Source organism: Rhabdonatronobacter sediminivivens (assembly GCF_013415485.1).
In the GTDB taxonomy this organism is placed as follows: Bacteria; Pseudomonadota; Alphaproteobacteria; order Rhodobacterales; family Rhodobacteraceae; genus Rhabdonatronobacter; species Rhabdonatronobacter sediminivivens.
In genome coordinates, this window is record NZ_JACBXS010000007.1 from 65,539 (window position 1) to 90,806 (window position 25,268).

Sequence of the window (25,268 nt, forward strand, 5' to 3'; positions counted from 1 at the left end):
GGCCGCGCGATGGAAGAACTCGGTTGGCTTGCAATCTTCGGGCGGATGGCGGTGCAGTTCCTGCCGGTCTGGGTGGCGATGGCGCTGGTCTTTGGCCTGTCCATCACCTGGCGGCGCCGCCTGGGGCTGTATGGAAAGCTGTTCGACTCCACGATCGGCATGATCGGCTTCGGAATTGTCATCTTCTGGCTGTTCACGGCGGTCTTTGCCGATCTGATCATCACCCATGACCCGCTGGCGCAGGTTTCCCAGATGCGCAACGTGGTGCCGGGCACGCCGCTGCCCAACCCGGACGGCCGGTATGAATACTACCTGCTGGGGGGCGACAGCATCGCGCGAGATGTGTTCTCGCGCATGGTGATGGGCGCGCGCGAGGTGCTGCGCATCGCCCCCTTCGCGGCCATGATTTCCTTCATGATCGGCATCGCGCTGGGCCTGCCGGCGGGCTATTTCGGGGGGCGACTGGACACGGGCCTGACCTTCGTGGCCAATCTGGTGCTGGCCTTCCCGGTCATCCTGCTGTTCTTCCTGCTGGTGGCGCCGGAAATCCAGTTCACGCTGATCCCCACGGTCATGGCCGGGGTCCTGTTCCTGGTGCCCATCCTGTTCCTGATGGTACTGCTGAACGCGCGCTTCTTCACCCAGCCGGGCAAGCGCAACCTCTATGTGGGCGGGGTGCTGGTGTTCGGGCTCTGGGCCTATTCGGGGCTGGCCTTCAATGCCGATCCGCTGGGCTTCTGGGGGATTTCGCCCAATATCCTGAACGTCTTTGTGGCGGTGGTTTTCGTCAACGCCCCCACCGTGTTCCGGATCGTGCGCGGCATCACGCTGGACATCAAGACCCGCGATTATGTCGCCGCCGCCCAGACCCGGGGCGAGGGGCCGTGGTATATCATGATGTGGGAGATCCTGCCCAATGCCCGCGGCCCGCTGATCGTCGATTTCTGCCTGCGCATCGGCTACACCACCATCCTGCTGGGCACGCTGGGGTTCTTTGGCCTGGGCGTCAGCCCCGAAAGCCCGGATTGGGGCTCCACCATCAATGATGGCCGCCGCCTGCTGACCGTTTATCCCCATCCCGCGCTGGTCCCGGCGTTCTCGCTCATGAGCCTGGTGCTGGGCCTCAACCTGCTGGCCGATGGCCTGCGCGAAGAGAGTTTGAAGGACTGAAACATGAATAATTGCGCTTATCGAGAAGCAGATAATAAAGAGTTAAAAAAGATTGTGTTCATGGGAGCTTGTCCGGGAATAAATGAGGGCAAGGAACAAAGACCGTTTTCTCAATACGGTCGAGCGGGATTATCTCTACGGGTACTTGTCAGTGTTCTCAGCAAGATGAAAAGTGATCTTTTCACTTCAGGTCGTTTAGACGACTACACTTTGGCAAATGCTCATCAAAAAATTAGGCGAACCGGGACTCCCACTCTCGGGGAGATCAATGACGAAGGAAATAAGGCGCGTCTCCGTAAGATACTGGCTGGCGATGGCATAGTGGTTGTTGCGATGGGTAAAGATGCGGCAGAAGCCAGTAGACGTGTTGAAGTGGAGCCTAGATTTCTTTTTCCTCACCCAACCTCCCGCAAGGTAAACAAGCCGAAAAGGGGATCTTGGCAAGCGAACTGGGAGTATTGGGTTGGCGAGGCGATAAAATGACCGAATGGGACCCATCGAAACCGATCCTCGAGATCGAGAACCTCTCCATCTCCTTCTTCACCCGGCTGCGCGAGATTCCGGCGGTGATGGATTTCTCCTGCACCGTCATGCCGGGCGAGGCGATGGGGCTGGTGGGCGAATCCGGCTGCGGCAAATCCACGGTCGCGCTGGGGGTGATGCGCGATCTGGGCGTCAACGGGCGCATCGTCGGCGGCTCCATCCGCTTCAAGGGGCAGGACCTGACCACCATGAGCCTTGACGGGCTGCGCAAGCTGCGGGGCTCGGAAATCGCCATGATCTATCAGGAGCCCATGGCCTCGCTCAATCCGGCGATGAAGGTGGGGCGGCAGTTGATCGAAGTGCCGATGATCCATCGCGGCGCCTCGGCCGCCGAGGCCCGGGCGCAGGCGCGCGCGCTGGTAGAGGATGTGCGCCTGCCGGACCCGGACCGCATCCTCGATGCCTATCCGCACCAGCTTTCGGGCGGCCAGCAGCAGCGGATCGTCATTGCCATGGCGCTGATGGCGAACCCCGCGCTTCTGATCCTGGATGAACCCACCACCGCGCTGGATGTGACGGTCGAGGCCGGGATCGTCGATCTGGTCAAGGACCTGGGCCGCAAATACGGCACCTCGATGCTGTTCATCAGCCATAACCTTGGTCTGATCATGGAGACCTGCAACCGTCTCTGCGTGATGTATTCCGGCGAGGCGGTTGAGTCCGGCAACATCACCGATGTGTTCAACAAGATGCGCCACCCCTATACCCAGGCGCTGTTCCGGGCGATCCCGTTGCCGGGCGCCGACAAGAACGCCCGCCCCTTGCGCGCCATTCCGGGCAATTTCCCGCTGCCCCATGAACGCCCGCCGGGCTGCAATTTCGGCCCCCGCTGCGATTATTTCCAGCAAGGGCTGTGCGATGCGCGCGACATCCCCATGGCCCCGGTCGAAGGTGATGACCGCCATGAAAGCCGCTGCCTGCGGTTCGATGAAATCGACTGGGCCGCCAAATGGAAGCCTGAAAAAGAGGTCGAGGCCTCGCAGGTGGGCGAGGTTGTGTTGCGCATGGATGACGTGCGCAAATATTACGAGGTTGCGGCCTCGGCCCTGTTTTCGGGCGGGGATACCAAGGTGGTCAAGGCCAACGAAACCCTCAGCTTCGATGCACGCGCGGGCGAGACGCTTGCGATTGTGGGCGAATCGGGGTGCGGCAAATCCACCTTCGCCAAGGTGCTGATGGGGCTGGAGACCGCCACCGCCGGCAAGATCATGCTGTTTGATGAAAACGTCCAGTCCACGCCGATCCAGATGCGCAACACCGATACGGTGTCATCGCTGCAGATGGTGTTTCAGAACCCGTTTGACACGCTGAACCCGTCGATGACCGTGGGCGCGCAGATCATTCGCGCGCTGGAGATATTCAAGGTGGGCAAGAACACTGCCGAGCGTCGGCAGCGGATGCTGGAACTGCTGGACCTGGTGAAACTGCCGCGCGAATTCGCCGAGCGGATGCCGCGCCAGCTCTCGGGCGGGCAGAAGCAGCGCGTGGGCATTGCGCGCGCATTCGCGGGGGATGCCAAGGTCGTGGTGGCGGATGAACCCGTCTCGGCGCTGGATGTGTCGGTGCAGGCGGCGGTGACCGAACTGCTGATGGAAATCCAGCGCAAGAATCACACCACACTGCTGTTCATCAGCCATGACCTGTCCATCGTGCGTTACCTGTCGGACCGGGTGATGGTGATGTATCTGGGCCATGTGGTGGAACTTGGCACCACCGATCAGGTCTTTGCGCCCCCCTACCACCCCTATACCGAGGCGCTGCTGTCGGCCGTGCCCATTGCCGACACCACAGTGGAAAAACGGCGGATCGTGCTGGAAGGGGATATTCCCAGCGCCATGAATCCGCCTTCGGGCTGTCCCTTCCAGACCCGTTGCGGCTGGAAATCCAGCGTGCCTGGAAACCTGTGCGAAACCGAAGTGCCGCCCATGGTCACGGTCGCCGAAGGGCACCAGTTGAAATGCCATCTGGCCGAGGACATCCTGCGCAGGATGGAGCCGGTGTTCAACTTCGCCGCGGAATAGGTCCGGGTCAGGCGCCGACCTGGCAGCTTCCATCCTGTGCATGTTGCAGCCGCAGCGCCGCCTGACGGGCAAAATCCCGGGTCAGCGCCTTGCGCCGTGACGGGGCAAGCGGGGTTTCGGGGGCCATGCGGATCACCTCGGCGCCATAGTCATCCGCCAGGATCAGCCCGGTGTCCTCGGGCAGCAGGTCCTGGGGGAAATCGGCCGCGACCGCCCAGAAGTACCGGTCGCACCACTCCAGATAGCCCTGCCATTTGCGGTCTGCGGTGAAATCGGCGCGGCTGGATTTGCATTCGACCACCCAGACCTCTCCCTTCGGTCCCAGAGCGATCACATCCACCCGCAACCCGCGCGCGGGTACGTATTCGCACAGGCTGGCAAAGCCGCGCTCCAACAGATGCCGGGTCACGCCGCGCGCAAGGCGCTGGCCGGGGGCACGTTGGGGCAGGGGGGCGATCATGCCGCGCATTATGAACAAAACAGAAACAAATGCAAGTCTTGCACGCGGCCCGCGCGCGCCCTATCTGATGGGCAGGCGGGTTCTGCTCTTCGCGTGTGCGGTCCTTTTCCAGTGGCCGATAAGCATTTCCGAGGGAGCTGGCTCTGGCGGGGTCTTGGCCTCGTTATCTGGCGCCCACCTGTAAATACAGGCTCTCGGGAAAATCACACCGCCACGGTCGCTGCGGGCCCGCCGCATTATCCCGCCCCGTGGACACCCCCCAGGAAAAGGGCATGGCCCTGTGGCCGCTGCGCGCCATACCACCGCCATGCCCGTTGATGCACTGGGATTTCAGGCGGGCGTATCCTGCCCGCCTGCTGTCGCCGGTCGCCTCAGCGCCGCGCCTCATCGGCGTTGATCTTCACCGGCATGGGGATCAGGCGCCGGGGCAGGATCGGCAGCGCGTCACGCTGGCCGCCCTTTGGCTCATCATCGTCATCGGCCATGCGCATCACGGCAATGGCAAATTGCACCCCGGCAAAGACGATCCCGTTGAAGAACACCAGCAGGAACAGCGCCAGATAGCCGCCCGGGGCGTTGAAGATCAGGTGCTGCAGATTGGCGACATTGGTCCATATCAGCAGGGCGACGAAGATCGCGGCCAGGCCAAAGCCGATCAGAACCTGCCGGATATAGAGTTTCACGAGTTCGGGCATGCGGCACCTCCAGTGTTGCGCTTGAACATAAGGGCACAGGCGGCCAGAACAACCCTGCAGCCCCGGGGCAATTGCGCGCAGGGGCGCAGGGGGCGGGGTTGCGGCTGGCCGGGAAATGGGGCCATCTGCTGACACGGCAACGCAACAGGGGGCAGGGATGAGCAGGCAGGACGCATTGGACCACGCAGCGCAGGATATCGACACAGGGCCGTTCCTGCAGGATCTGGCGACCCTCATCGCCGTGCCCACCGAAAGTCAAAATCCCAACCGGGGTGATGCGTTACGGCACTATCTTGAGGTAACCCTGCGCCCCATGCTGGAAGGGATGGGCTATAGCGTCACCTTGCATGACAACCCGCTGGGCCTGCCCTTTCCGCTGCTGCTGGCCGAGCGCCACGAAGCTGACAGCCTGCCCACGGTGCTGACCTATGGCCATGGCGATGTGATCCTGGGCCAGGAAGGGCAATGGGCGGAAAACCGCGATCCCTGGCGGATGGAGCAGGTGGGCGACCGCGTCTATGGCCGCGGCGCCGCCGACAACAAGGGCCAGCATTTCACCAACATCCGCGCGCTGGGCCATGTGATGGCGGCGCGGGGTGGGGCGTTGGGCTTCAACTCCAAGATCCTGATCGAAACCGCCGAGGAAGCAGGCTCGCCCGGATTGGCCGAATTCTGCAAGGCGCAGGCGAAGGCGCTGGCGGCGGATGTGCTGATCGCCTCGGACGGGCCGCGGATTGATCCGGGGCGGCCAACGGTGTTTCTGGGCACGCGTGGGGCGCTGAATTTCGCGCTGAAGGTGGACCTGCGCGCGGGGGCGCATCATTCGGGCAACTGGGGCGGGCTGCTGGCCAATCCGGCGGTGATGCTGGCACAGGCGCTGGCCTCGATCACCGATGCGCGCGGGGCGATCCGGATCCCTGAATGGCGCCCTGACAGCCTGACACCGGATGTGCGCGCCGCATTGGCCGACATCACCCTGCCCACGCACCCCGACCTGCCGCAGATCAACCGCGACTGGGGTGAGCCGGAGCTGACACCCGAGGAGCGCGTCTTTGGCTGGAACAGCTTCGAGGTGCTGGCCCTGCACGCTGGCACGCCCGAGCGCCCGGTGAACGCCATCCCTGGCAGCGCCGTGGCCCATTGCCAGTTGCGCTATGTGGTCGGCACCGATGCCGATGACATCCTGCCCGCCCTGCGCCGGCATCTGGACCGCGCGGGCTTCCCGCAGGTGCAGGTGGATGCCACGCGCGAGACCCTGTTCCACGCCACCCGCGCGCCGCTGGACAGCCCCTGGGTGCGCCTTGCGGCGGCCTCGATCGCTGCGACCACCGGCCAGTCTCCGGCGCTGATGCCCAATCTGGGCGGGTCGCTGCCCAATGAATGCTTTGCCGAGACCCTGGCGCTGCCCACGGTCTGGGTGCCCCATTCCTACGGCGGGTGCAGCCAGCACGCGCCCAATGAACATGCCCTGCTGCCGCTACTGCGCGACTCGCTTCAGATCATGACCGGGATCTTCTGGGACGTGGGCGAAGGCGGGCCGCCTGCGCCATAGGTGCTGGCGGCGCGTCCGGCGGGGGGAGGGGCGGTTCAGCCTTGGGCCAGCCCTGCGGCGGTATGGGCCAGACGGGTGATGGCCCCCCAGTCACCGGCATCCAGGGCGCTGCGCGGGGCAATCCAGCTGCCGCCCACGCAGATCACATTCGGCAGCGCCAGATAGTCCGGGGCCAGGGCCTCGGTGATCCCGCCGGTGGGGCAGAACTTGATCTGCGGCAGGGGCGCGGCCAGGGCAGCCAGGGCGCGGGCGCCGCCGATAGCCTCGGCCGGGAAGAATTTCTGCACGCTGTAGCCGCGGTCCATCAGCGCCATCGCTTCGGTCGCCGTAGCGGCGCCCGGCAGCAGCGGCAACGCATTGGCCACGCAGGCGTCAATCACCGGCGCTGTCCCACCGGGGGAGACACCGAACACCGCGCCGACCTGTTTCGCCGCCGCGACATCGTCGGGCGTCAGCAGCGTTCCTGCGCCCACCGTTGCACCGGGAACCTGCGCCATTTCGGCAATGGCTTCCAGCGCGCAGGGGGTGCGCAGCGTCACCTCCAGCGTGGTCAGGCCCCCGTCCACCAGTGCCTGGGCCAGGGGGCGGGCATGCTCCAGACGGTCGATCACCAGCACCGGCACCACCGGCCCTTGGGCGCAAATCTGCAACGTCAATTCGCTTTGCTGCTGCGGGTTCATGGCAGGGGTCCCGTGATCATGGCTGTGTTAGCGCTAACCAGATAGCTGGACTGGCGCCGTTTCTCAACCCCCCGCGCTCAGGCCCGCATATGCCGCGCCCGCGCGCCCCGCTCGATTGCCGCTGCATGCAGGCGGTCGATCTCCAGCTCATGGCGGATTTCCTCCAGCAGGCGCAGCTCGGCCTGTTCCAGTTTGCCATCGGCTGCAGCGACATCGCAGGCCAGCGCATAGGCGGTTTCCACCAGCCGCTCCGGCAGGCTGGCGCGGATCAGGCCAAAGAGCGCATCCAGGCCGTCATCATCCTCGAACAGATCAAACACCGTGCGCGCCACGATCTTGATCCGGTCCACATCATAATCGGCAAAGATCGGCAGATAATTCACGATCCCCTGTATGCTGACCAGCTCGGCGGTGCGGATATCGGAATCGGCCACGGAAACGGCGATCATGATCGCCACAAGGCTGTCCTGCGGGGTGAGTGATGCGGGCGGGGTCATGGTGGCGGCCTGAGGTTGCATATCAGCCAGAATATTGACCTGCGCGCGCCCCGGCAATAGGTAGCAACCCTTCGCGTGCGCATGGGGCGCGCGCCCTAAACAGCATGTGATCCGAAATGTCGAACCTGAAAGACGCCGCGATGCAATCCAAGGCCTGGCCCTTCGAGGAAGCCCGCCGCGTGCTCAAACGGATCGAGGCGCGCAAGACGCCCAAGGACCATGTGCTGTTCGAAACCGGCTACGGGCCGTCCGGCCTGCCGCATATCGGCACCTTCGGCGAGGTGGCGCGCACCACCATGGTCCGCCGCGCGTTCGAGCTGATCAGCGACATCCCCACCCGGCTGGTTTGTTTTTCGGACGACATGGACGGGATGCGCAAGGTGCCTGAGAACGTGCCGGACCCGGCCGCCCTGCGCGCGCATCTGCAAAAGCCGCTGACCGATGTGCCGGACCCGTTCGGCACGCATGACAGCTTCGGCCACCACAACAACGCCATGCTGCGCCGGTTCCTGGACACGTTCGGCTTCGACTATGAGTTCATCAGCGCGACCGAGTTCTACCGCTCCGGCCAGTTCGACACGGTGCTGCTGCGCGCCGCCGAACGCTATGATGACCTGATGAAGGTGATGCTGAAATCCCTGCGCGAGGAGCGCCAGCAGACCTATTCCATCTTCCTGCCGCTGCACCCGGAAACCGGCCGCGTGCTCTATGTGCCGATGAAGCATGTGGACGGCGCGAAGGGTGAGATCACGTTTGACGATGAGGACGGCCGCGAATGGACCCTTCCGGTCACCGGCGGCAACGTCAAGCTGCAATGGAAGCCCGATTTCGGCGCCCGCTGGGCCGCGCTGGACGTGGATTTCGAAATGTATGGCAAGGATCATTCCACCAACACGCCCATCTATGACCGCATCTGCGAAATTCTGGGCGGGCAGGCGCCAGAACACTTCACCTATGAGCTGTTCCTGGATCAGAACGGCGAGAAGATCAGCAAATCCAAGGGCAATGGCCTCAGCATCGACGAATGGCTGACCTATGCCAGCACCGAATCGCTGTCCTATTTCATGTTCCAGAAGCCAAAGACCGCCAAGCGGCTGTGGTGGGACGTGATCCCAAAGGCGGTGGATGAATACCACCAGCAGCTGCGCGCCTTTTCCGGCCAGACGCCTGAACAGCAACTGGCCAACCCCGTTTGGCACATTCACGGCGGCCAGCCGCCCGAAAGCCGCATGGTGGTGCCGTTCTCGATGCTGCTGAACCTGGCCTCGGTCGCGGGTGCCACCGGCAAGGAAGGGCTCTGGGGCTTCATCCGCCGCTACGCCCCCGAGGCTACCCCCGAAACCCACCCGGATCTGGATGCCGCCGCGGGTTTCGCGCTGGCCTATTTCCGCGATTTCGTGACGCTGAATTTCCGCGCCCCTGACCCGCGCGAAGCCGCCGCAATGGCCGATCTGGCCGACCGCCTGCGCGCCTGGGATGCCGGCCAGGACGCCGAGGCCTTGCAGACCCTGGTCTTTGCGGTCGGCAAGGAGCACGGCTTCGACCCCCTGCGCGATTGGTTCAAGGCGCTCTACGAGGTCCTGCTGGGCCAAAGCCAGGGCCCCCGCTTCGGCGGGTTCATCGCGCTTTACGGTGTGACCGAAACCGTGGCGCTGATCGACCGCGCCCTGGCCGGAGACCTGATCCGCGCCGGATGACCCCGCCCGGGCGCCCCTTGGCCCTGCGTATCCGATGCCTGCGCCGATGGTGACGCGCAAGCCATTTCTTGCGGATGGATCGGGCCTGGGGGCGCCCTTCGCCATGCAGCGTCAGTGATCGGCCAGAATATCGGCACTCACGAAATATACATGAAGCTGATAGAGCGGATCGCTGATCGGTCCGGCGCCGTCGGGTTTGTATTCCAGATCGATATGGCTGATCGGCGGCGTTTCCATGCCTGTCATCAGCCCGGTCCAGTCCTGCCCGTCGGCCAGCGCATCGGCCATGAACATGTATTCCACACAGACAACACGCCCGTTGATCACGCACCAGATCGGCCCGGTGGGCAGGTCCGCAGGGTGGGCGTAATGCACGCCCATATGCGGCACATGCGGGCTGATGGCCACGGCCTCGGGGGCGATATCGGCGACCATGGGCAGATGGTCCAGCCCGGCACCGGAACTGGCGAACGGAACCAGCGCCAGCACGGCGCCCAGACGAATTGCAGATGTCATGTCTTTCCCTCCTCCTAGAATGACGGCAGGGCCGCCGCGGCCATGATGGCGCGGATGAATTCATTTGATAAATTGATTGATCGGATATTTACTATTTGCATGGCAAATCTGGCAGGGTTCGATCTGAATCTCTTGCGGGTTCTGGACGCGCTGTTGCGCGAACGCTCCACCGTGCGCGCGGGCGAACGCCTGGGGCTGTCGCAGCCTGCGGTTTCGGCGGCACTGGGACGGTTGCGCCATGCGCTGGGCGATCCGCTGTTCGTGCGGCAGGGGCAGGGCATGACCCCCAGCAGCCTGGCCCTGGCGCTGGAGCCTGAGCTGCGCCGCGTGCTGCAGGATCTGGAAACCCTGCTGCGGGGTCCTGGCGGGTTCGACCCCGCGCAGGCAACGTTCGATTTCCGCATCTCGGGCACCGATTTCTTTTCCTCGATGCTCATGCCCGCGCTGGTGCAGCGTCTGGCGGCAAGGGCGCCAGGCGTGCGGGTCCAACTGGTTGATCTGGTCCCCGATGCCTATGTCGAGATGCTGGACCGCTACGAGGTCGATCTTGGCCTGATCCCCGAACGCGATTTCCCCGCCTGGGTCGCCCACGCAAGGTTGCTGACCTGTGGCTTTGTGGTGGTGGCGCGGCGCGGGCATCCGCGCCTTGCATCCGTGCCCGCCGCCGCCCCGGTGCCGCTGCCGCTCTATTGCGCGCTGGATCATGTGCTCTGCTCGCCCGAAGGGCGGTTGCACGGGCTGGGCGATGCCGCGCTGGCCGCCGCCGGGCACCGCCGCCGGGTTGTTGCCAGCGTGCCGGTTTTCGAAGGTGTGCTGCGTATCGTCGCGCAGACGGATTTGCTGGCGCTGGTGCCGGTGCCGATTGCCCGGATGCGGGCGACCGAAGGCACATATGACATCTACGCTCCGCCCGTACCCATCAGCCCGGTGCATCTGTGCATGATCTGGCATCGGCGCTTCGATGATGACCCGGGCCACCGCTGGATGCGGGGTCAGGTTGCGGAAGTGCTTGCACCGCTGGGTCGCGTGGGGTGAACTGGCGCCGACGCGGCAAGGCAGGAGGCGGCATGATGCGCGAGCAACTGGAACGGCGGATCGCCCAGGGACGTGGGGACGAACGGGCGGATCTGGTGCTGCGCGGCGGGCGGGTGCTCTGCCTGGTGACGGGGCAGGAAATCGCCGGCGACGTGGCCATCTGCGGCGACACCATCGTCGGCGTCAGTGCGGGCTATGACGGCGCCCGCGTCATCGACGTCACCGGCAAATGGCTGGTGCCCGGCTTCATCGACACGCATCTGCATATCGAAAGCTCCTGCATCACCCCGCATGAGTTCGACCGCTGCGTGGCCCCCCGCGGCGTCACCACCGCCATCTGCGACCCGCATGAAATCGCCAATGTCGCCGGGCTGGCGGGGATCGACTACTTCCTGGCCGCCAGCGCGCAGACGGTGATGGATATCCGGGTGAACCTGTCCTCCTGCGTGCCGTCCTCGCATATGGAAACTGGGGGTGCAGCCCTGTCGGCGGCCGATCTCGCGCCGCTGGCCGAGCACCCTTCCGTGATCGGCCTGGCCGAGTTCATGAACTTCCCCGGCGTGATCCATCGCGATCCGGGCTGCATGGACAAGCTCGCTGCCTTTGCCGGGCGCCATATCGACGGGCACGCGCCCCTGCTTTCGGGCCGTGACCTCAACGCTTATGTGGCCGCCGGCATCCGCACCGAACATGAATGCACCAGCGCGGCCGAGGCGCGCGAGAAGCTGCAGAAGGGCCTGCGCGTGCTGATCCGCGAAGGCTCTGTCAGCAAGGATCTGGACGCGCTGGCCGAACTCCTGACCCCGATCACCGCGCCCTACATGTGCCTGTGCACCGATGACCGCAACCCGCTGGACATCGCCGAACACGGCCATCTGGACCACATGATCCGCAGCCTGATCGCGAAGGGCTGCGATACGCTCTCGGTCTATCGCGCCGCCTCGCTCAGCGCGGCCGAGGCGTTCGGGCTGAAGGATCGCGGCCAGATCGCGCCGGGAAAACGCGCCGATATCGTGGTGCTGGAGGATCTGGCCGAGTGCCGCGCGGCCATGGTCTTCTGCGGCGGCGTTCTGGCCGATGACGCGGCTTTCGCCGCGCGCGCCACCACCGCGCCGGTTGCCCGCGCGTCGGTGCGCGCGCCGCAGGTCTCGGCCGCCGATTTCCGCCATAACGGCCCCGCGCAGGCGCATGTGATCGGCATCCTGCCGGGCAAGATCATCACCGAACACCGGCGCGCCGAGATCCCCACCATTGATGGCGACCAGCGCCCGGACCCCGCGCGCGATCTGGCCCGGATCGCGGTCATCGAACGCCATGGGGTGAACGGCAACATCGCCACCGGCTTCGTACAGGGGTTCGGCATGACCCGCGGCGCCATCGCCTCGACCGTCTGCCATGACCACCACAACATCGCCGTGGTCGGGCAGGATTATGCCGACATGGCGCTGGCCGCGAACCGGCTGGGCCAGATCGAAGGCGGCTTCGTGGTGGTGGCCGACGGCGCGGTGCTGGCGGAACTGCCGCTGCCGGTGGCCGGGCTCATGTCGCTCGATCCGTTCGAGGTTGTGCACCAGCGCCTGATCGCGCTGCGCAGCACTGCCCGGTCGCTGGGGGTCACGCTGGAAGAACCTTTCCTGCAACTCGCCTTCCTGGCGCTGCCGGTGATCCCGCATCTGAAGATCACCGACCACGGCATGGTGGATGTGGATCGCTTCGCCGTTATCTGATCGCGCCCGCGCCGAACAGGGCTTGCACCGACCCCGCCCATGGATATAACCCGCAGCAATTTGCGCGCCGGGCGGTGGCCCCGCGCGCCCGCAGGACCGCAGCCCGGGGGCCGACATGCCGAAAAGAACCGATATCAACTCCATCATGATCATCGGGGCAGGGCCGATCATCATCGGCCAGGCCTGCGAATTCGACTATTCCGGCGCCCAGGCCTGCAAGGCCCTGCGCGAGGAAGGGTACCGGGTGATCCTGGTCAATTCGAACCCCGCCACCATCATGACCGACCCCGGCCTGGCGGATGCCACCTATATCGAACCCATCACGCCCGAAATCGTCGCCAAGATCATCGAGAAGGAACGCCCCGACGCGCTGCTGCCCACCATGGGCGGGCAAACGGGGCTGAACACCTCGCTGGCGCTGGAAGAGATGGGCGTGCTGGCGAAATACGGGGTCGAGATGATCGGCGCGCGCCGCGAGGCGATCGAAATGGCCGAGGACCGCAAGCTGTTCCGCGAGGCGATGGACCGGATCGGGCTGGAAAACCCCCGTGCCACCATCGTTGCCGCCCCGAAGCTGGAGAGCGGCAAGTATGACATCAACGCCGGTGTCGCCAAGGCCATGGAGGCGCTGGAGGATATCGGCCTGCCCGCCATCATCCGCCCGGCCTATACCCTGGGCGGCACCGGGGGCGGGGTGGCCTATAACCGCGATGATTATGAACGCATCTGCCGGTCGGGGCTGGATGCCTCGCCCGTGGCGCAGATCCTGGTGGATGAAAGCCTGCTGGGCTGGAAGGAATACGAGATGGAGGTCGTGCGCGACCGCGCCGACAACGCCATCATCGTCTGTTCCATCGAAAACGTGGACCCGATGGGCGTGCATACGGGCGATTCCATCACCGTCGCCCCAGCGCTGACGCTCACCGACAAGGAATACCAGATCATGCGCAACGGCTCGATTGCCGTGCTGCGCGAGATCGGCGTGGAAACCGGCGGCTCCAACGTGCAATGGGCGATCAACCCCGCCGACGGGCGGATGGTGGTGATCGAGATGAACCCGCGCGTGTCGCGTTCCTCGGCGCTGGCGTCCAAGGCCACGGGCTTTCCCATCGCCAAGATCGCCGCCAAGCTGGCGGTGGGCTACACCCTGGATGAGCTGGACAACGACATCACAAAAGTGACACCCGCCAGCTTTGAACCCACCATAGATTATGTGGTCACCAAGATCCCGAGGTTCGCTTTTGAAAAGTTCCCGGGATCGAAGCCCGAGCTGACCACCGCCATGAAATCCGTGGGCGAGGCCATGGCCATTGGCCGGACCTTCCACGAATCGGTGCAAAAGGCGCTGGCCTCCATGGAAACCGGCCTGACCGGGTTCGATGAGATCGCCATCCCCGGCGCGCCCGACCGCGCCGCCATCATCAAGGCGATCAGCGCCCAGACCCCGGACCGGCTGCGCCTGATCGCCCAGGCCATGCGCGAGGGGCTGTCCGATGACGAGATCCAGCGCGCCACCGCCTTCGACCCCTGGTTCCTGGCCCGCATCCGCGAGATCATCACCACCGAAGCCGCCATCCGCCGCGATGGTCTGCCCGTGACCGCCGAAGGGCTGCGCGCGCTCAAGATGCTGGGCTTCACGGATGCGCGCCTGGCCGCGCTGACGGGCCGCGATGAGGCGCAGGTTCGCCGCGCGCGTCACAATCTGGGCGTGACCGCGGTGTTCAAGCGCATCGACACCTGCGCCGCCGAGTTCGAGGCCCAGACCCCCTATATGTATTCCACCTATGAAACCCCCGTCATGGGCGATGTGGAGTGTGAGGCCCGCCCCAGTGACCGCAAGAAGGTGGTGATTCTGGGTGGTGGCCCCAACCGGATCGGGCAGGGGATCGAGTTCGACTATTGCTGCTGCCACGCCTGTTTCGCCCTCACCGACGCGGGCTATGAGACGATCATGATCAACTGCAACCCGGAGACGGTGAGCACCGATTATGACACCTCGGACCGGCTGTATTTCGAACCGCTGACGCTGGAGCATGTGCTGGAAATCCTGACGGTCGAGCAGGAGCGCGGCACGCTGCACGGAGTGATCGTGCAGTTCGGCGGCCAGACGCCCCTGAAACTGGCCAACGATCTGGAAGCGGCGGGCATCCCCATCCTGGGCACCTCGCCCGATGCCATCGACCTGGCCGAGGACCGCGAGCGGTTTCAGGCGCTGCTGAACACGCTGGGCCTGAAGCAGCCGGTGAACGGCATTGCCTCCAGCCCCGAACAGGCGTTCGCGATTGCGAAATCCGTGGGCTATCCGCTGGTGATCCGCCCCTCTTATGTGCTGGGTGGCCGCGCCATGGAGATCGTGCGCGATGACGCCCATCTGGAGCGCTACATCCGCGAGGCGGTGGTCGTGTCCGGCAAGAACCCGGTGCTGCTGGACAGCTATCTTTCGGGCGCGGTCGAGGTCGATGTGGACGCGCTCTGCGATGGCGAAGCGGTGCATGTGGCCGGGATCATGCAGCATATCGAGGAAGCGGGCGTCCATTCCGGCGACAGCGCCTGTTGCCTGCCGCCGCACACCCTTGGCGCCGATGTGGTGGCCGAACTGAAGCGCCAGACCGAGGCGCTGGCCAAGGGCCTGAATGTGGTCGGGCTGATGAATGTGCAATTCGCCATCAAGGATGGCGTGATCTACGTGCTGGAGGTCAACCCCCGCGCCAGCCGCACCGTGCCCTTTGTGGCCAAGGCCACCGACAGCGCGATTGCCTCGATTGCCGCGCGGCTGATGGCGGGCGAGAAGCTGGCCGATTTCGCCCTGCGCCCGCCCTATGACACCTCGGTAGGGCCAACCGATGTGATGCCGCTGGCCGATCCGCTGACCCTGGCCGATCCGATCACGCCGTGGTTTTCGGTCAAGGAGGCGGTGCTGCCCTTTGCCCGCTTCCCCGGCGTGGACACGCTGCTGGGCCCGGAGATGCGCTCCACCGGTGAGGTCATGGGCTGGGCGCGCAACTTCGCCCGCGCGTTTCTGAAGGCGCAACTGGGGGCGGGGGTAAACCTGCCCGAAACCGGCCAGGTCTTTGTGTCCATCCGCGATGCCGACAAGGGCGCGGCGATGGTTGAGGCGGCGCAGATGCTGGTGGAGATGGGCTTTTCCATCGTTGCCACCAGCGGCACGGCCGGCTGGCTGGCCGAACATGGCGTGCCCTGTGAGCGAGTGAACAAGGTCTATGAGGGGCGCCCCAATATTGTCGATCTGCTGAAATCGGGCGAGGTGGCCATGGTGATGAACACCACCGAGGGCCAGCAGGCGATCGAGGACAGCCGCGAGATCCGCTCGGTCGCGCTTTATGACAAGATCCCCTATTTCACCACGGCTGCGGGGGCCCATGCGGCCACGCTGGCGATCCGCGCCCGGCGTGAGGATGCCATCGTGGTGCGCGCGCTTCAGGGCTGAGTGCCTGTGGCAGGCGAGGGGGAGGGGCGCTGCTTCCCTCGGCGCGTGCCGCGCCTCACCCCCCGGAGTATTCTGAGGCAAGATGAAGGTGCGGTCAGCCGCAGCGCAGGCGTGCGCGGTTGAGGGCCAGCCAGAAGGTGCTGGTCAGCAGCGGGCCGTTCTGGACCTCGCCGTTCTGGACAAGCTCCATCAGCCGGGGGAAGGGGATGACATGGCTGCGGATGTCTTCGGCCTCGGTCTCCAGTCCGCCAATGCGTTGGTGGGTTTGTGACAGATCGGCCAGGCCCAGGAAAAGATAGAGGTATTCCGTCACGGCGCCGGGCGTGGGGTAGCATTGCGCGATGGGGTGAAGAGCGCGCAGGGGCAGCGCGGCTTCTTCCATCGCTTCGCGTTCGGCGGTGGTTTCCGGGGGTTCGCCCGGGTCGATCCGACCGGCGATGGGTTCGAGCGTCCAGGGGTTGGTGTCGCCCCGGACCTGGGGGCCGAAGCGGTGCTGTTCGATCAGCAGGACGTTGTCGGTGGCGGGGTCGTAGGGCAGGACCGTCACCGCATCGGCCATGACGAAGGCGGCGCGGCGCACCGGCGCGCTGAGGCTGCCATCGAAGCGGCGAAAGCGCATATGGGCTTCCTCCACCCCGAAGAACCAGGCGTAGGGTCGCTCCAGGTGCTCGACCTGCAGATCATCGGGGCGGGGGCTGCGGCGCAGGGTTGCGGGGGCCGGATGGGCGCGCGCGCGCAGGGTACTGTCGGCGCGGGCCAGGACCATGGCGTAACGCGCCTGCTGCACGGCAAAGGGCTGGGTGCGGGCCAGGTCCAGGACCTCGGGGACGGCTTCGACGGTGGCGGCGGCGTAGCGGCGGGCCCAGTCGTCCAGATCCCAGGGGCCATCGGGGCGCAAAGGCGCGCCATCCGAGGCGAAGAGTCGGGCGGTCCGGGGCCCCGAGGCGGTTTCGACAGTGACTTCGGTGACCTTGTAGTCGAAGCCCTCTTCATAGAGGTCCAGCCGGGCGGCGCCGTCGGCATCGGTATGCACCAGCAGCCCTTCGGCCCGGGCGCCGGGCTGGCGGATCAGGATGGGGAAGCTGTGTCCCTGGGCGCGCATCACGGCGTGATCTGCAAGCGTTGCCGGTTCGGTCACGGCGGGGCCGCCCAGAACGGCCTCCAGCAGCGGCAGGTGGCGCAGGGTTCCGAAGAGGAAGTAGCGCAACGGGAGGGTCATCCCAGCCGGCGCCGTTCGGCAAAGCGGAAGAACAGGGCGCAGACGATCCCGCAGATGATCCCGCCCAGCAGCAGGAACACCAGGAAATCCGGCGCGGCGCGCATGCGTTCCAGATGTTCGAGGGCGATAGCGAACCAGCCGGTCAGCGCGTCCATCACGCCGTCATACTGCCGCGCGTAGCCGCGGGCGAAGACCCCGGCCACGCCAAAGGCGACCAGCGCCCAGAAGATGACCAGCACCGTGCCCTGCACGCCCACCCAGGCGGCCTGCGCAAACCCGGTATTCGCGCGCGCGCCGACAAATCGCCAGCCCACCGCCCCGCCGATCAGCGCCAGCCAGAGCGCCGGCGAGCCCGCCGTGGGTGGGTCCTCGAACAGCAGAATGTAGCGTTCGCCGCCGATGACTGCGAACAGGCCGAACAGCAGGAAGGCACAAAGCTTGGTCAGCGTCGGCATGGGACCTCCGGCAACAGGGATCGGTCCGCAGCGGACCACTGCGTCACAGTAGGTGAACGCCGGGCGAAACGGAACCGCCCCGCGCAAACGGGGCGGGAGGCGTGGCGTCCGGGTCGCATCAGCTGTTCGAGAAGGACTCGCTCCGGCTGAGCACATGCTGCGCATGGCCGACGATCAGCGGGTCCGGGGGCTGGGCCACCGACGGGTCCTTGTCCGGGTAGTCCAGCGTGGACAGGAAATGGCGCATGCAGTTCAGCCGGGCGCGCTTCTTGTCCTTGGACTTGACGATGGTCCAGGGGGCATCGCCGGTGTCGGTGTAGAAGAACATGGCCTCCTTGGCCTCGGTATATTCGTCCCATTTGTCCAGGGACGCCATGTCGATGGGCGACAGTTTCCAGCGCTTCAACGGGTCGGTTTCGCGCGATCTGAAGCGGCGGCGCTGCTCTTCAGGGGTGACGGAAAACCAGTATTTGTAAAGCCTTATGCCAGAGCGCACCAGCATGCGTTCAAAATCCGGGGCCTGGCGCATGAATTCCAGATATTCCGCCCCGGTGCAGAACTCCATCACCCGTTCGACGCCCGCGCGATTGTACCAGGACCGGTCATAGAACACCATTTCCCCCGAAGTGGGCAGATGTTCGACATAGCGCTGGAAATACCACTGCCCGCGCTCACGCTCCGAGGGTTTGTTGAGGGCCACCACACGCGCGAACCGGGGGTTCAGGTGTTCGGTGAAGCGCTTGATGGTGCCGCCCTTGCCCGCGGCATCGCGGCCTTCGAACAGCAGCACGAATCGCTGTCCGGTGTCCTGCGCCCATTTCTGGACCTTCAGCAATTCGGCCTGCAACACGGCCTTTTCCGTTTCATAGGGTTTGCGCGCCATCTTGTAACGATAGGGGTAGCGCCCGCTTTCAAAGGCCTTGCGCACCTCATCAAGGTCAGCCTGTTCCCCCCGTGCGACAGAACTGCCGACCGAAACCTCCTGGGCTTGCGCGCTGCGGTCATCATCCTTGATTGTGGTCGCGGTCTGGTCCTTCATCATCACTATCCCGTTTGCCAAAAGATGCAGCCATTCTACACTAATGCAGGTCGCGGGTCTGTGATCAGGATCAAGTTGCCGCACGCTGCGACATGGTGAAATGATCTTGCCCGCTTGTGAAATATTGTTGCGCAATGTAATGAGGCGCCGCACCGTTGTTACGGCGGTTTGGATGATGCAGACTACCACTCCATGACGAAGGGGGGAAACACGCGTGAAGATCGGCGCACCCAAAGAGGTTTATGAAGGCGAGGCGCGTGTCGCACTGACACCCGACAGCGCCCAGCAGTTGCGCAAGCTTGGGCATGAATGCCTGATTCAGGCCGGCGCAGGCGAGAGGGCCGGGATCACCGATGACGCCTATCGCGAAGCCGGGATCGAGGTGGTGGCAGATGCCGCCGCCCTGTTCGACGGCGCGGATATCGTCATCAAGGTGCGTGAGCCGCAGATGGACGAGGTCCAGCGCCTGCGCGAAGGCCAGACGCTGATTTCCTTCTTCTGGCCTGCCCAGAATGAGGAATTGCTGAACGCCGCCGCCGCGCGCAAGGCCACCGTCATCGCCATGGACATGGTGCCGCGGATCAGCCGCGCGCAGAAGATGGATGCGCTGTCCTCGATGGCGAATATCGCCGGCTACCGCGCGGTGATCGAGGCGGGCAACAATTTCGGCCGCTTCTTTACCGGCCAGGTGACGGCTGCGGGCAAGGTGCCGCCCGCGCGCGTGCTGGTGGTGGGCGCCGGGGTGGCGGGGCTGGCCGCCATCGGGACCTCGACCGCGCTGGGGGCGATCACCCTGGCCTTTGACGTCCGCCCCGAAGTGGCCGAGCAGATCGAATCGATGGGCGCCGAATTCGTCTATCTGGATTTCGAGGAAGAGGCACAGGACGGCGCTTCGACCGGGGGCTATGCCGCGCCCTCCAGCCCCGAATTCCGCGAAAAGCAGCTGGAGAAATTCCGCGAGCTGGCCCCGGATATCGATATCGTCATCACCACTGCGCTGATCCCCGGCCGCCCCGCGCCCAAGCTCTGGACCGAGGACATGGTCCGGATGATGAAGCCCGGCTCGGTGATCGTGGACCTGGCCGCCGAAAAGGGCGGCAACTGCGATCTGACCGTGCCCAATGAGCGCATCGTCAGTGACAATGGCGTGGTGGTTGTCGGCTACACGGATTTCCCGTCACGCATGGCGACGCAATCGTCCATGCTCTATGCGACGAATATCCGCCACATGCTGACCGACCTGACGCCCGAAAAGGACGGCGTCATCAACCACAACATGGAAGATGACGTGATCCGTGGGGCCACCGTCACCCATGCGGGCGAGGTGACATACCCGCCCCCGCCGCCGAAGGTGCAGGCGATCGCCGCCAAGCCGAAGGAGAAGAAGAAGGAGCCCACCGCCGAGGAGAAGCGCGCGGCCGAGGTCAACGCCTTCGCCGCAGAGACCAAGCGCCAGGTGGCGCTGCTGGCCATTGCGGGCGGTGCGGTGATGGCCGTGGGGCTGGTCGCCCCCGAAAGCTTCATGCGCAACTTCATCATCTTCGTGCTGGCCGTGTTCGTGGGCTTCCAGGTGATCTGGAATGTCAGTCATTCGCTGCACACCCCGCTGATGGCCGTCACCAACGCCATTTCCTCGATCATCATCCTGGGCGCGCTGATGCAGATCGGATCAACCTCGGGGTTGATCACAGTGCTGGCCGCAGCGGGCATCCTGATGGCAGCGGTGAACATCTTTGGCGGGTTCATGGTGACGCGGCGGATGCTCGCCATGTTCCAGAAGTCCTGAGCAGGCGGGAGACAAGGTAATGGATTACGGATTCACAATGGCCGCATATGCGGTCGCAACGGTCCTGTTTGTCCTGTCGCTGGGCGGGCTTTCGAACCAGGAAAAGGCCAAGCGCGCGGTCTGGTACGGCATCATCGGCATGACGGTGGCCGTGGGCGCAACCATGGTTGGCCCCGGCAGCGGCCTCTGGATACTCTCGCTGGTGCTGATCGCGCTGGGCGGCATTGTCGGCTGGCAACTGGCAACGCGGGTGCAGATGACCGAGATGCCCGAACTGGTGGCCATCATGCACAGCCTGGTCGGCCTGGCCGCGGTGCTGGTGGGGATCAACGCGCATCTGGAGATCGGCCGTGTCGCCGAAGCCTTTGCCAGTGCCGCACTGCCCTTTCCGCAGCCTGCAGGCCCCATGTCCACGCAGGCGTATGACCTGTGGCTGGGCATGACCGATTTCGCCATGATCATCGGCAAGAAGACCGCGGTCGAGGTCACGATCTTGCGGATCGAGCTGATGCTGGGCATCTGGATCGGGGCGGTGACCTTCACCGGATCGATCATCGCCTATGGCAAGCTGGCGGGCCGCATCAACAGTGCGCCGTTGCAACTGCCTGGCGGGCACATGCTGAATGCCGCGGCGGCTGTCCTGTCGGTGGTCTTTGCCGGGCTGTATCTGGCCTATGCCGAAAACAGTGTGGCGGCGATCCTGATGCTGCTGGTGCTGACCGCGCTGGCGCTGTTCATCGGCTATCACCTGATCATGGGCATTGGCGGCGCCGACATGCCCGTGGTGGTCTCCATGCTCAACAGCTATTCGGGCTGGGCGGCGGCAGCCATCGGCTTCAGCCTGGGCAACGAGCTTCTGATCGTGGTCGGTGCGCTGGTGGGCTCCTCGGGCGCGATCCTGAGCTACATCATGTGCAAGGCCATGAACCGCAGCTTCGTCAGCGTGATCCTGGGCGGCTTTGGCGGCACCACCGGCCCCGCGGCAGAGATCGAGGGCGAGCAGATCGCGATCAATGCCGACGGCGTGGCAACCGCGCTGAACGAGGCCGACTCGGTCGTGATCGTGCCGGGCTACGGCATGGCGGTTGCGCAGGCGCAGCAATCGGTCAGCGAACTGACCCGCAAGCTGCGCGCCAAGGGCAAGAACGTGCGCTTCGCCATTCACCCGGTTGCCGGGCGTCTGCCGGGGCACATGAACGTGCTGCTGGCCGAGGCCAAGGTGCCCTATGACATCGTTCTGGAGATGGACGAGATCAACGATGACTTCCCTGACACCGATGTGGTGATCGTCATCGGGTCGAACGATATCGTCAACCCGGCGGCGCAGGATGATCCCAACAGCCCCATCGCCGGGATGCCGGTGCTGGAGGTGTGGAAGGCCAAGCAGGTGTTCGTTTCCAAGCGCGGCGCCGGCACGGGATATTCCGGCATCGAGAACCCGCTGTTCTTCAAGGAGAACACACGCATGTTCTACGGCGATGCGAAAGCCTCGGTGGACAGCCTGCTGCCGCTGATCGAGTGATCAGGCGGTCGCGTATGGCTGCCCCCGGCAAAGCGCAAAGGCCCCCGAGGGGGCCTTTGTCATGTCCGGCTTTGCACAGGGTCAAGGATGGCAGGGCCCCGTGAACAGAATCGATAATCGGGCCACTTATGAAAGCACCTTGGCGATCAGCGGCAGCTTGAAGAACGTCTCAGCCCCGTTGTTCCACGCGGAAACGTAGATGATGGGGTTTGGCGGTATGATGGTCTGATCTACCGCTCCGTTGATCGTCGCGCCGATCTGGTTTGCGTTCGACAGGACAGGACTGCGATAAATCCGGGCGCTCTGCCCGCCGATCTGGTCGGCGATGACCCGGTATTCTTCGCCGGCCTCCACTTCGAAGGCGACGTAAGGCCCGTCAGCGTTCTCTCTGAGAATACGGTAGATGCCCGTCCCCGGGTCGTACTCCACTGCGCCGCCACCGGGCTGCCCCAGCGTTCTGGTGCCAACGACATTCGGCCCGAGGTTCGGCGCTGCCAGAAGCCCGTGACCCGCCGGGCCAAGCCGGTCGAGAATAGCCTTCAGGGTTTCCTGCATGGACGCCATATCAAGCCCGGGCGGGAGAGGGGCCGCCTGACGCCCGGACACCACCTGCTCGCCGTTGACATGCAGGCCGCTTCGGCGCAGCGCGGGGCCGCCACCCCCGACGTAGAAGCCGTCATCGTTGCTTGCCCCGCTTCCCCACGGCACCACCGTCACGCTGCGCCCGATTTCCGCTTCGCTGCGCCATGCGTAAGCCCCGCCCGCGCGCAGCATGTCAGTGCTGGTGGAGGTGCCGAATATGTCCGCCACGCCAAATGACTTCGGACTGTCGTTCTCAAAGGTGAACCGCAGGTATCGCCCGGTCGCAAACCCGAAGCCGCCGGTTTGCTGCACAAGACGCGGACAGGGTGCGCCATTGTACCCGGCTTTCACAACAAGCTCCCACGTGCTGTTGTCGGTGCTGACCTCGATCTTGCACTTGTCGGGCCGGTCCTGATTGTCGAAGTTCACGCCAAGCGACATCCAGGTGCGGTTGGCGCCAAGGTCGATCGTAACCGCCGTCTGAGTGCCGTCGGTGACAGATCCGGTCAGACCGGGGGTAAAGAGGTTATTCAGGTTGATGCTGTCGCCCGTCGCCGTAACATCATGGAATTGTGTGGCGAACTGCAGATGGTTGTCCGCCTTCCCGGTGATCTGACGATGCAGCGGCAGCACAGAAGCAGCAGACACGCGCATGTGGTTGGTCTGCATCCAATAGAAATTCGGTTGGGTCGCAGACGTGCCCTCGTAGAGTCCGATATCGTCATCGTGGTGCCCGTCTATAAATCCGGTGATCAGGTTTCCACGCGCACCGGAACCGAACTCAATCTGAACGTTGTCCTCGGGGTCGGTCTGGTTGGCGCCCCAATCCCAGACCATCACATCCAGCCAGTTGCGGGAGAAAGCGCCTGACGTGCGCACCGCCCGCCGGGCCCGATTCCCGCCAGCGGTTTGTGTGGTCAACTTGATGTTGTTTGCAGAAACGACACGGGATGTGTCCTCTTCCGAGGCGCGGTTGTCCACATCGAAACCGTAGACCGTATCATAGACCGTGAAATCCATCTCGTTGCTTGTGATGTACCCGGTGCCGTCCACCTCCAGCTTTACGCCGGTGTCAAAGCCAGCCACATATGCCTTGAACTCGCACCAGGATACACCACGGTTTCCGGCCCCCGCGCCCGCAGAACCGTCATCCCCGATGCGCAAGCCGACACCGCCGGGGGAACTCGCATGTGACGCGCGCTTGCGCAGTTCGACGTCGATGCGTGTCTTGCGCGGCGGGCGCGAAAAACGGGTGGGGGCCTTTGGGCGCCAGACATCGAAAAAGGGATCGTTGGCGTTATTCCCGTGTGCCTCGAAATACCCGTAGACCTCACCGCCCGGCATCAGGTCGATACCATCATCGTCACCGATGCCGTGAAACTCCGCCCCGTTGCGCAGGTCAAGGATCGCGCCCTGCTTGATCTGGAGGCGCCCGGCGAAGGCGTAGTGCTTCCCCGGCGATCCGATGATGCGCCCGCCGCCAAGTCCATTGGCCGCGTCGATAGCGGCCTGAATGGCCGACCGGTCATCCGTAGTGCCGTCCCCGACCGCGCCGAACTCCGCAAGATACAGATGCGCGGTGGCCGCTGTCAGAGCTGTTTGCATCTGGGCCGAGGTCGTGTCCAACGCCGTGGAATTGGCCAGAGACAGGTCACGCGCGTCATTGGCCGTGTTCACCGCAGCCTTGGCATCAGCCAGCGCCTGCTCCAGGGCGCGGGCATCCATGGCGCCGTCGATCAAGGCTGCTTCGGTCACGTCCAGCACCTGCACCTGCGCCACGGCTTCGATACTGTCCAGCCCGTAGCAGCGCACGAAAGGGCGCACATGCACCGTGCCGCTGGCCAACTGCGCATCCACAGTGCCCAGCGATGGCGCGCCCACGGAAAAGGTGAAGGCCCCCCGCCAGATGCCGTCATCCACCCACAGCGTGCGATCCTCCAGCACGGTGCTGCCCTGCGCGGCATAATCCGCCCCCAGCCGCTCCAGCGCAAAGCGCATTCCCGCGCCCGCGATATCGACCGGGTTCACAAGCCGACGCGTGGCAAAGAATGCCACATAAACCCGACCGGGATGCACTGCCACGGCATCGCGCGGGGCGACAAGGCGATCGGCATTGGTGACGACGGCGCATTCGCCCAGACCGGGGACGTTCTGCAGGCTGATGGCGTCATCCGCGTCCAGGCCGGGGACATCGTCAGGGGCGCCGGCGGCCTCGGTCGTCCAGGCCCAGGGGGCAACGCCGGGGCGCGTGCGCGCACTGGCAGCAGCCCGGCGCAGGGCGGGTTTCAACCCGTCGATCTGGGCTTTCGCATGGGTGTGGGCATCGACCCGGTCTTCGGTATGATCATAGAGCGCATCGATCACCCGCTGAAGCTCGGCCACGAAGGCGGCCTGGTCCGGTTCGGTTCCGTCGGTCGGCGGGGTAAAAACGGGTCGTGTCATGCTTCATCCTCGTGAAAGGCCCCGCGCGGTGGCGTGGCAAGGTCCCGGTCCATCTGTCTGCAAACAAGAGCCAGTGATCCGCGGACCCTACGGGGGAAAGCTGAAACGCCGCCAAAGGCACCGTGCGCTGCGAATGGGGGCGCGCAACAGGGTGGCCGCAAACGAAAACAGGCGGCCCGAAG

At 64.8% G+C, this 25,268-nt stretch carries 19 protein-coding genes and 1 other RNA gene; 11 read left to right on the forward strand and 9 right to left on the reverse strand.

Going from position 1 to position 25,268, the window contains the following annotated elements:
- Positions 1–9: 9 nt before the first annotated feature.
- From HUK65_RS04905 to HUK65_RS04915, 3 genes are read left to right on the forward strand one after another with little or no spacing between them, the layout of a single operon-like run.
- Entirely contained in the window at positions 10–1,170 is a 1,161-nt protein-coding gene (locus HUK65_RS04905; RefSeq protein WP_179905027.1) for an ABC transporter permease, read from the forward strand.
- Positions 1,171–1,173: 3 nt separating this feature from the next.
- Positions 1,174–1,653, forward strand: a complete 480-nt coding sequence (locus HUK65_RS04910) for a uracil-DNA glycosylase family protein (protein WP_179905028.1) — start codon at positions 1,174–1,176, stop codon at positions 1,651–1,653.
- On the forward strand, positions 1,650–3,734 hold the full coding sequence (locus HUK65_RS04915) for a dipeptide ABC transporter ATP-binding protein (protein ID WP_179905029.1): 2,085 nt from the start codon (positions 1,650–1,652) through the stop codon (positions 3,732–3,734). Before HUK65_RS04910 ends, HUK65_RS04915 begins: the two co-directional genes overlap by 4 nt.
- Positions 3,735–3,741: 7 nt before the next feature.
- On the opposite strand, the gene HUK65_RS04920 is transcribed toward HUK65_RS04915, so the two are convergent.
- Complete coding sequence (locus HUK65_RS04920) at positions 3,742–4,194, reverse strand: MmcB family DNA repair protein (protein ID WP_179905030.1); 453 nt, start codon at positions 4,192–4,194, stop codon at positions 3,742–3,744.
- A gap of 76 nt (positions 4,195–4,270) precedes the next feature.
- On the opposite strand from HUK65_RS04920, the gene ssrS reads away from it, so the two are divergent.
- Positions 4,271–4,427, forward strand: a non-coding RNA gene (ssrS, locus tag HUK65_RS19265) — 6S RNA.
- Between the two features lie 138 nt (positions 4,428–4,565).
- On the opposite strand, the gene HUK65_RS04925 is transcribed toward ssrS, so the two are convergent.
- A complete protein-coding gene (locus tag HUK65_RS04925; RefSeq protein ID WP_179905031.1) occupies positions 4,566–4,889 on the reverse strand; it encodes a hypothetical protein in 324 nt (107 codons plus the stop codon).
- A 157-nt stretch (positions 4,890–5,046) separates the two neighbouring features.
- Between HUK65_RS04925 and HUK65_RS04930 the strand changes: the two genes are divergently transcribed.
- Positions 5,047–6,441 (forward strand): M20 family metallopeptidase, encoded by a 1,395-nt coding sequence (locus HUK65_RS04930; RefSeq protein WP_179905032.1) that lies wholly within the window; start codon positions 5,047–5,049, stop codon positions 6,439–6,441.
- Between the two features lie 35 nt (positions 6,442–6,476).
- Here HUK65_RS04930 and eda read toward each other — a convergent pair whose 3' ends face one another.
- Positions 6,477–7,121: a bifunctional 4-hydroxy-2-oxoglutarate aldolase/2-dehydro-3-deoxy-phosphogluconate aldolase gene (eda, locus tag HUK65_RS04935; RefSeq protein WP_179905033.1), complete on the reverse strand. Its 645-nt coding sequence runs from the start codon at positions 7,119–7,121 to the stop codon at positions 6,477–6,479.
- Positions 7,122–7,198: 77 nt separating this feature from the next.
- Entirely contained in the window at positions 7,199–7,618 is a 420-nt protein-coding gene (locus HUK65_RS04940) for a tellurite resistance TerB family protein (RefSeq protein ID WP_179905034.1), read from the reverse strand.
- 116 nt (positions 7,619–7,734) lie between these two features.
- On the opposite strand from HUK65_RS04940, the gene HUK65_RS04945 reads away from it, so the two are divergent.
- On the forward strand, positions 7,735–9,315 hold the full coding sequence (locus tag HUK65_RS04945) for a lysine--tRNA ligase (RefSeq protein ID WP_179905035.1): 1,581 nt from the start codon (positions 7,735–7,737) through the stop codon (positions 9,313–9,315).
- 111 nt (positions 9,316–9,426) lie between these two features.
- Here HUK65_RS04945 and HUK65_RS04950 read toward each other — a convergent pair whose 3' ends face one another.
- The gene (locus HUK65_RS04950) at positions 9,427–9,831 is read right to left on the reverse strand and encodes a hypothetical protein (RefSeq protein ID WP_179905036.1); all 405 of its coding nucleotides are present in this window, start codon (positions 9,829–9,831) and stop codon (positions 9,427–9,429) included.
- 99 nt (positions 9,832–9,930) lie between these two features.
- Between HUK65_RS04950 and HUK65_RS04955 the strand changes: the two genes are divergently transcribed.
- From HUK65_RS04955 to carB, 3 genes are all read left to right on the forward strand, one after another.
- Positions 9,931–10,866 (forward strand): LysR family transcriptional regulator, encoded by a 936-nt coding sequence (locus tag HUK65_RS04955; RefSeq protein ID WP_179905037.1) that lies wholly within the window; start codon positions 9,931–9,933, stop codon positions 10,864–10,866.
- Between the two features lie 35 nt (positions 10,867–10,901).
- A complete protein-coding gene (gene ade, locus HUK65_RS04960) occupies positions 10,902–12,593 on the forward strand; it encodes an adenine deaminase (protein ID WP_179905038.1) in 1,692 nt (563 codons plus the stop codon).
- Between the two features lie 115 nt (positions 12,594–12,708).
- Entirely contained in the window at positions 12,709–16,041 is a 3,333-nt protein-coding gene (gene carB / locus HUK65_RS04965; RefSeq protein ID WP_179905039.1) for a carbamoyl-phosphate synthase large subunit, read from the forward strand.
- 94 nt (positions 16,042–16,135) lie between these two features.
- Here the strand turns inward: carB and HUK65_RS04970 are convergent, their stop codons facing one another.
- From HUK65_RS04970 to ppk2, 3 genes are all read right to left on the reverse strand, one after another.
- Positions 16,136–17,260 carry an NUDIX domain-containing protein gene (locus HUK65_RS04970; protein WP_179905040.1) on the reverse strand — a complete coding sequence of 375 codons (1,125 nt, stop codon included), beginning with the start codon at positions 17,258–17,260 and terminating at the stop codon, positions 16,136–16,138.
- Entirely contained in the window at positions 17,257–17,715 is a 459-nt protein-coding gene (locus tag HUK65_RS04975) for a TrgA family protein (RefSeq protein ID WP_179905041.1), read from the reverse strand. The genes HUK65_RS04970 and HUK65_RS04975 overlap by 4 nt, the downstream gene beginning before the upstream one ends.
- Before the next feature lie 118 nt (positions 17,716–17,833).
- Positions 17,834–18,754: a polyphosphate kinase 2 gene (gene ppk2 / locus HUK65_RS04980; RefSeq protein WP_179905042.1), complete on the reverse strand. Its 921-nt coding sequence runs from the start codon at positions 18,752–18,754 to the stop codon at positions 17,834–17,836.
- 214 nt (positions 18,755–18,968) lie between these two features.
- On the opposite strand from ppk2, the gene HUK65_RS04985 reads away from it, so the two are divergent.
- The gene (locus HUK65_RS04985; protein ID WP_179905043.1) at positions 18,969–20,540 is read left to right on the forward strand and encodes a Re/Si-specific NAD(P)(+) transhydrogenase subunit alpha; all 1,572 of its coding nucleotides are present in this window, start codon (positions 18,969–18,971) and stop codon (positions 20,538–20,540) included.
- A gap of 19 nt (positions 20,541–20,559) precedes the next feature.
- Positions 20,560–22,062: an NAD(P)(+) transhydrogenase (Re/Si-specific) subunit beta gene (locus HUK65_RS04990; protein WP_179905044.1), complete on the forward strand. Its 1,503-nt coding sequence runs from the start codon at positions 20,560–20,562 to the stop codon at positions 22,060–22,062.
- A 126-nt stretch (positions 22,063–22,188) separates the two neighbouring features.
- Here the strand turns inward: HUK65_RS04990 and HUK65_RS19080 are convergent, their stop codons facing one another.
- A complete protein-coding gene (locus HUK65_RS19080; RefSeq protein ID WP_179905045.1) occupies positions 22,189–25,086 on the reverse strand; it encodes a glycoside hydrolase family protein in 2,898 nt (965 codons plus the stop codon).
- Between the last annotated feature and the right edge of the window lie 182 nt (positions 25,087–25,268).

Bases quoted from the DNA above. Each gene is read 5' to 3' on its own strand.
- HUK65_RS04905 (WP_179905027.1), top strand. From the start codon at position 10: ATGGAAGAACTCGGTTGGCTTGCAATCTTCGGGCGGATGGCGGTGCAG.
- HUK65_RS04910 (WP_179905028.1), top strand. From the start codon at position 1,174: ATGAATAATTGCGCTTATCGAGAAGCAGATAATAAAGAGTTAAAAAAG.
- HUK65_RS04915 (WP_179905029.1), top strand. From the start codon at position 1,650: ATGACCGAATGGGACCCATCGAAACCGATCCTCGAGATCGAGAACCTC.
- HUK65_RS04920 (WP_179905030.1), bottom strand. From the start codon at position 4,194: ATGATCGCCCCCCTGCCCCAACGTGCCCCCGGCCAGCGCCTTGCGCGC.
- HUK65_RS04925 (WP_179905031.1), bottom strand. From the start codon at position 4,889: ATGCCCGAACTCGTGAAACTCTATATCCGGCAGGTTCTGATCGGCTTT.
- HUK65_RS04930 (WP_179905032.1), top strand. From the start codon at position 5,047: ATGAGCAGGCAGGACGCATTGGACCACGCAGCGCAGGATATCGACACA.
- eda (WP_179905033.1), bottom strand. From the start codon at position 7,121: ATGAACCCGCAGCAGCAAAGCGAATTGACGTTGCAGATTTGCGCCCAA.
- HUK65_RS04940 (WP_179905034.1), bottom strand. From the start codon at position 7,618: ATGACCCCGCCCGCATCACTCACCCCGCAGGACAGCCTTGTGGCGATC.
- HUK65_RS04945 (WP_179905035.1), top strand. From the start codon at position 7,735: ATGTCGAACCTGAAAGACGCCGCGATGCAATCCAAGGCCTGGCCCTTC.
- HUK65_RS04950 (WP_179905036.1), bottom strand. From the start codon at position 9,831: ATGACATCTGCAATTCGTCTGGGCGCCGTGCTGGCGCTGGTTCCGTTC.
- HUK65_RS04955 (WP_179905037.1), top strand. From the start codon at position 9,931: ATGGCAAATCTGGCAGGGTTCGATCTGAATCTCTTGCGGGTTCTGGAC.
- ade (WP_179905038.1), top strand. From the start codon at position 10,902: ATGCGCGAGCAACTGGAACGGCGGATCGCCCAGGGACGTGGGGACGAA.
- carB (WP_179905039.1), top strand. From the start codon at position 12,709: ATGCCGAAAAGAACCGATATCAACTCCATCATGATCATCGGGGCAGGG.
- HUK65_RS04970 (WP_179905040.1), bottom strand. From the start codon at position 17,260: ATGACCCTCCCGTTGCGCTACTTCCTCTTCGGAACCCTGCGCCACCTG.
- HUK65_RS04975 (WP_179905041.1), bottom strand. From the start codon at position 17,715: ATGCCGACGCTGACCAAGCTTTGTGCCTTCCTGCTGTTCGGCCTGTTC.
- ppk2 (WP_179905042.1), bottom strand. From the start codon at position 18,754: ATGAAGGACCAGACCGCGACCACAATCAAGGATGATGACCGCAGCGCG.
- HUK65_RS04990 (WP_179905044.1), top strand. From the start codon at position 20,560: ATGGATTACGGATTCACAATGGCCGCATATGCGGTCGCAACGGTCCTG.
- HUK65_RS19080 (WP_179905045.1), bottom strand. From the start codon at position 25,086: ATGACACGACCCGTTTTTACCCCGCCGACCGACGGAACCGAACCGGAC.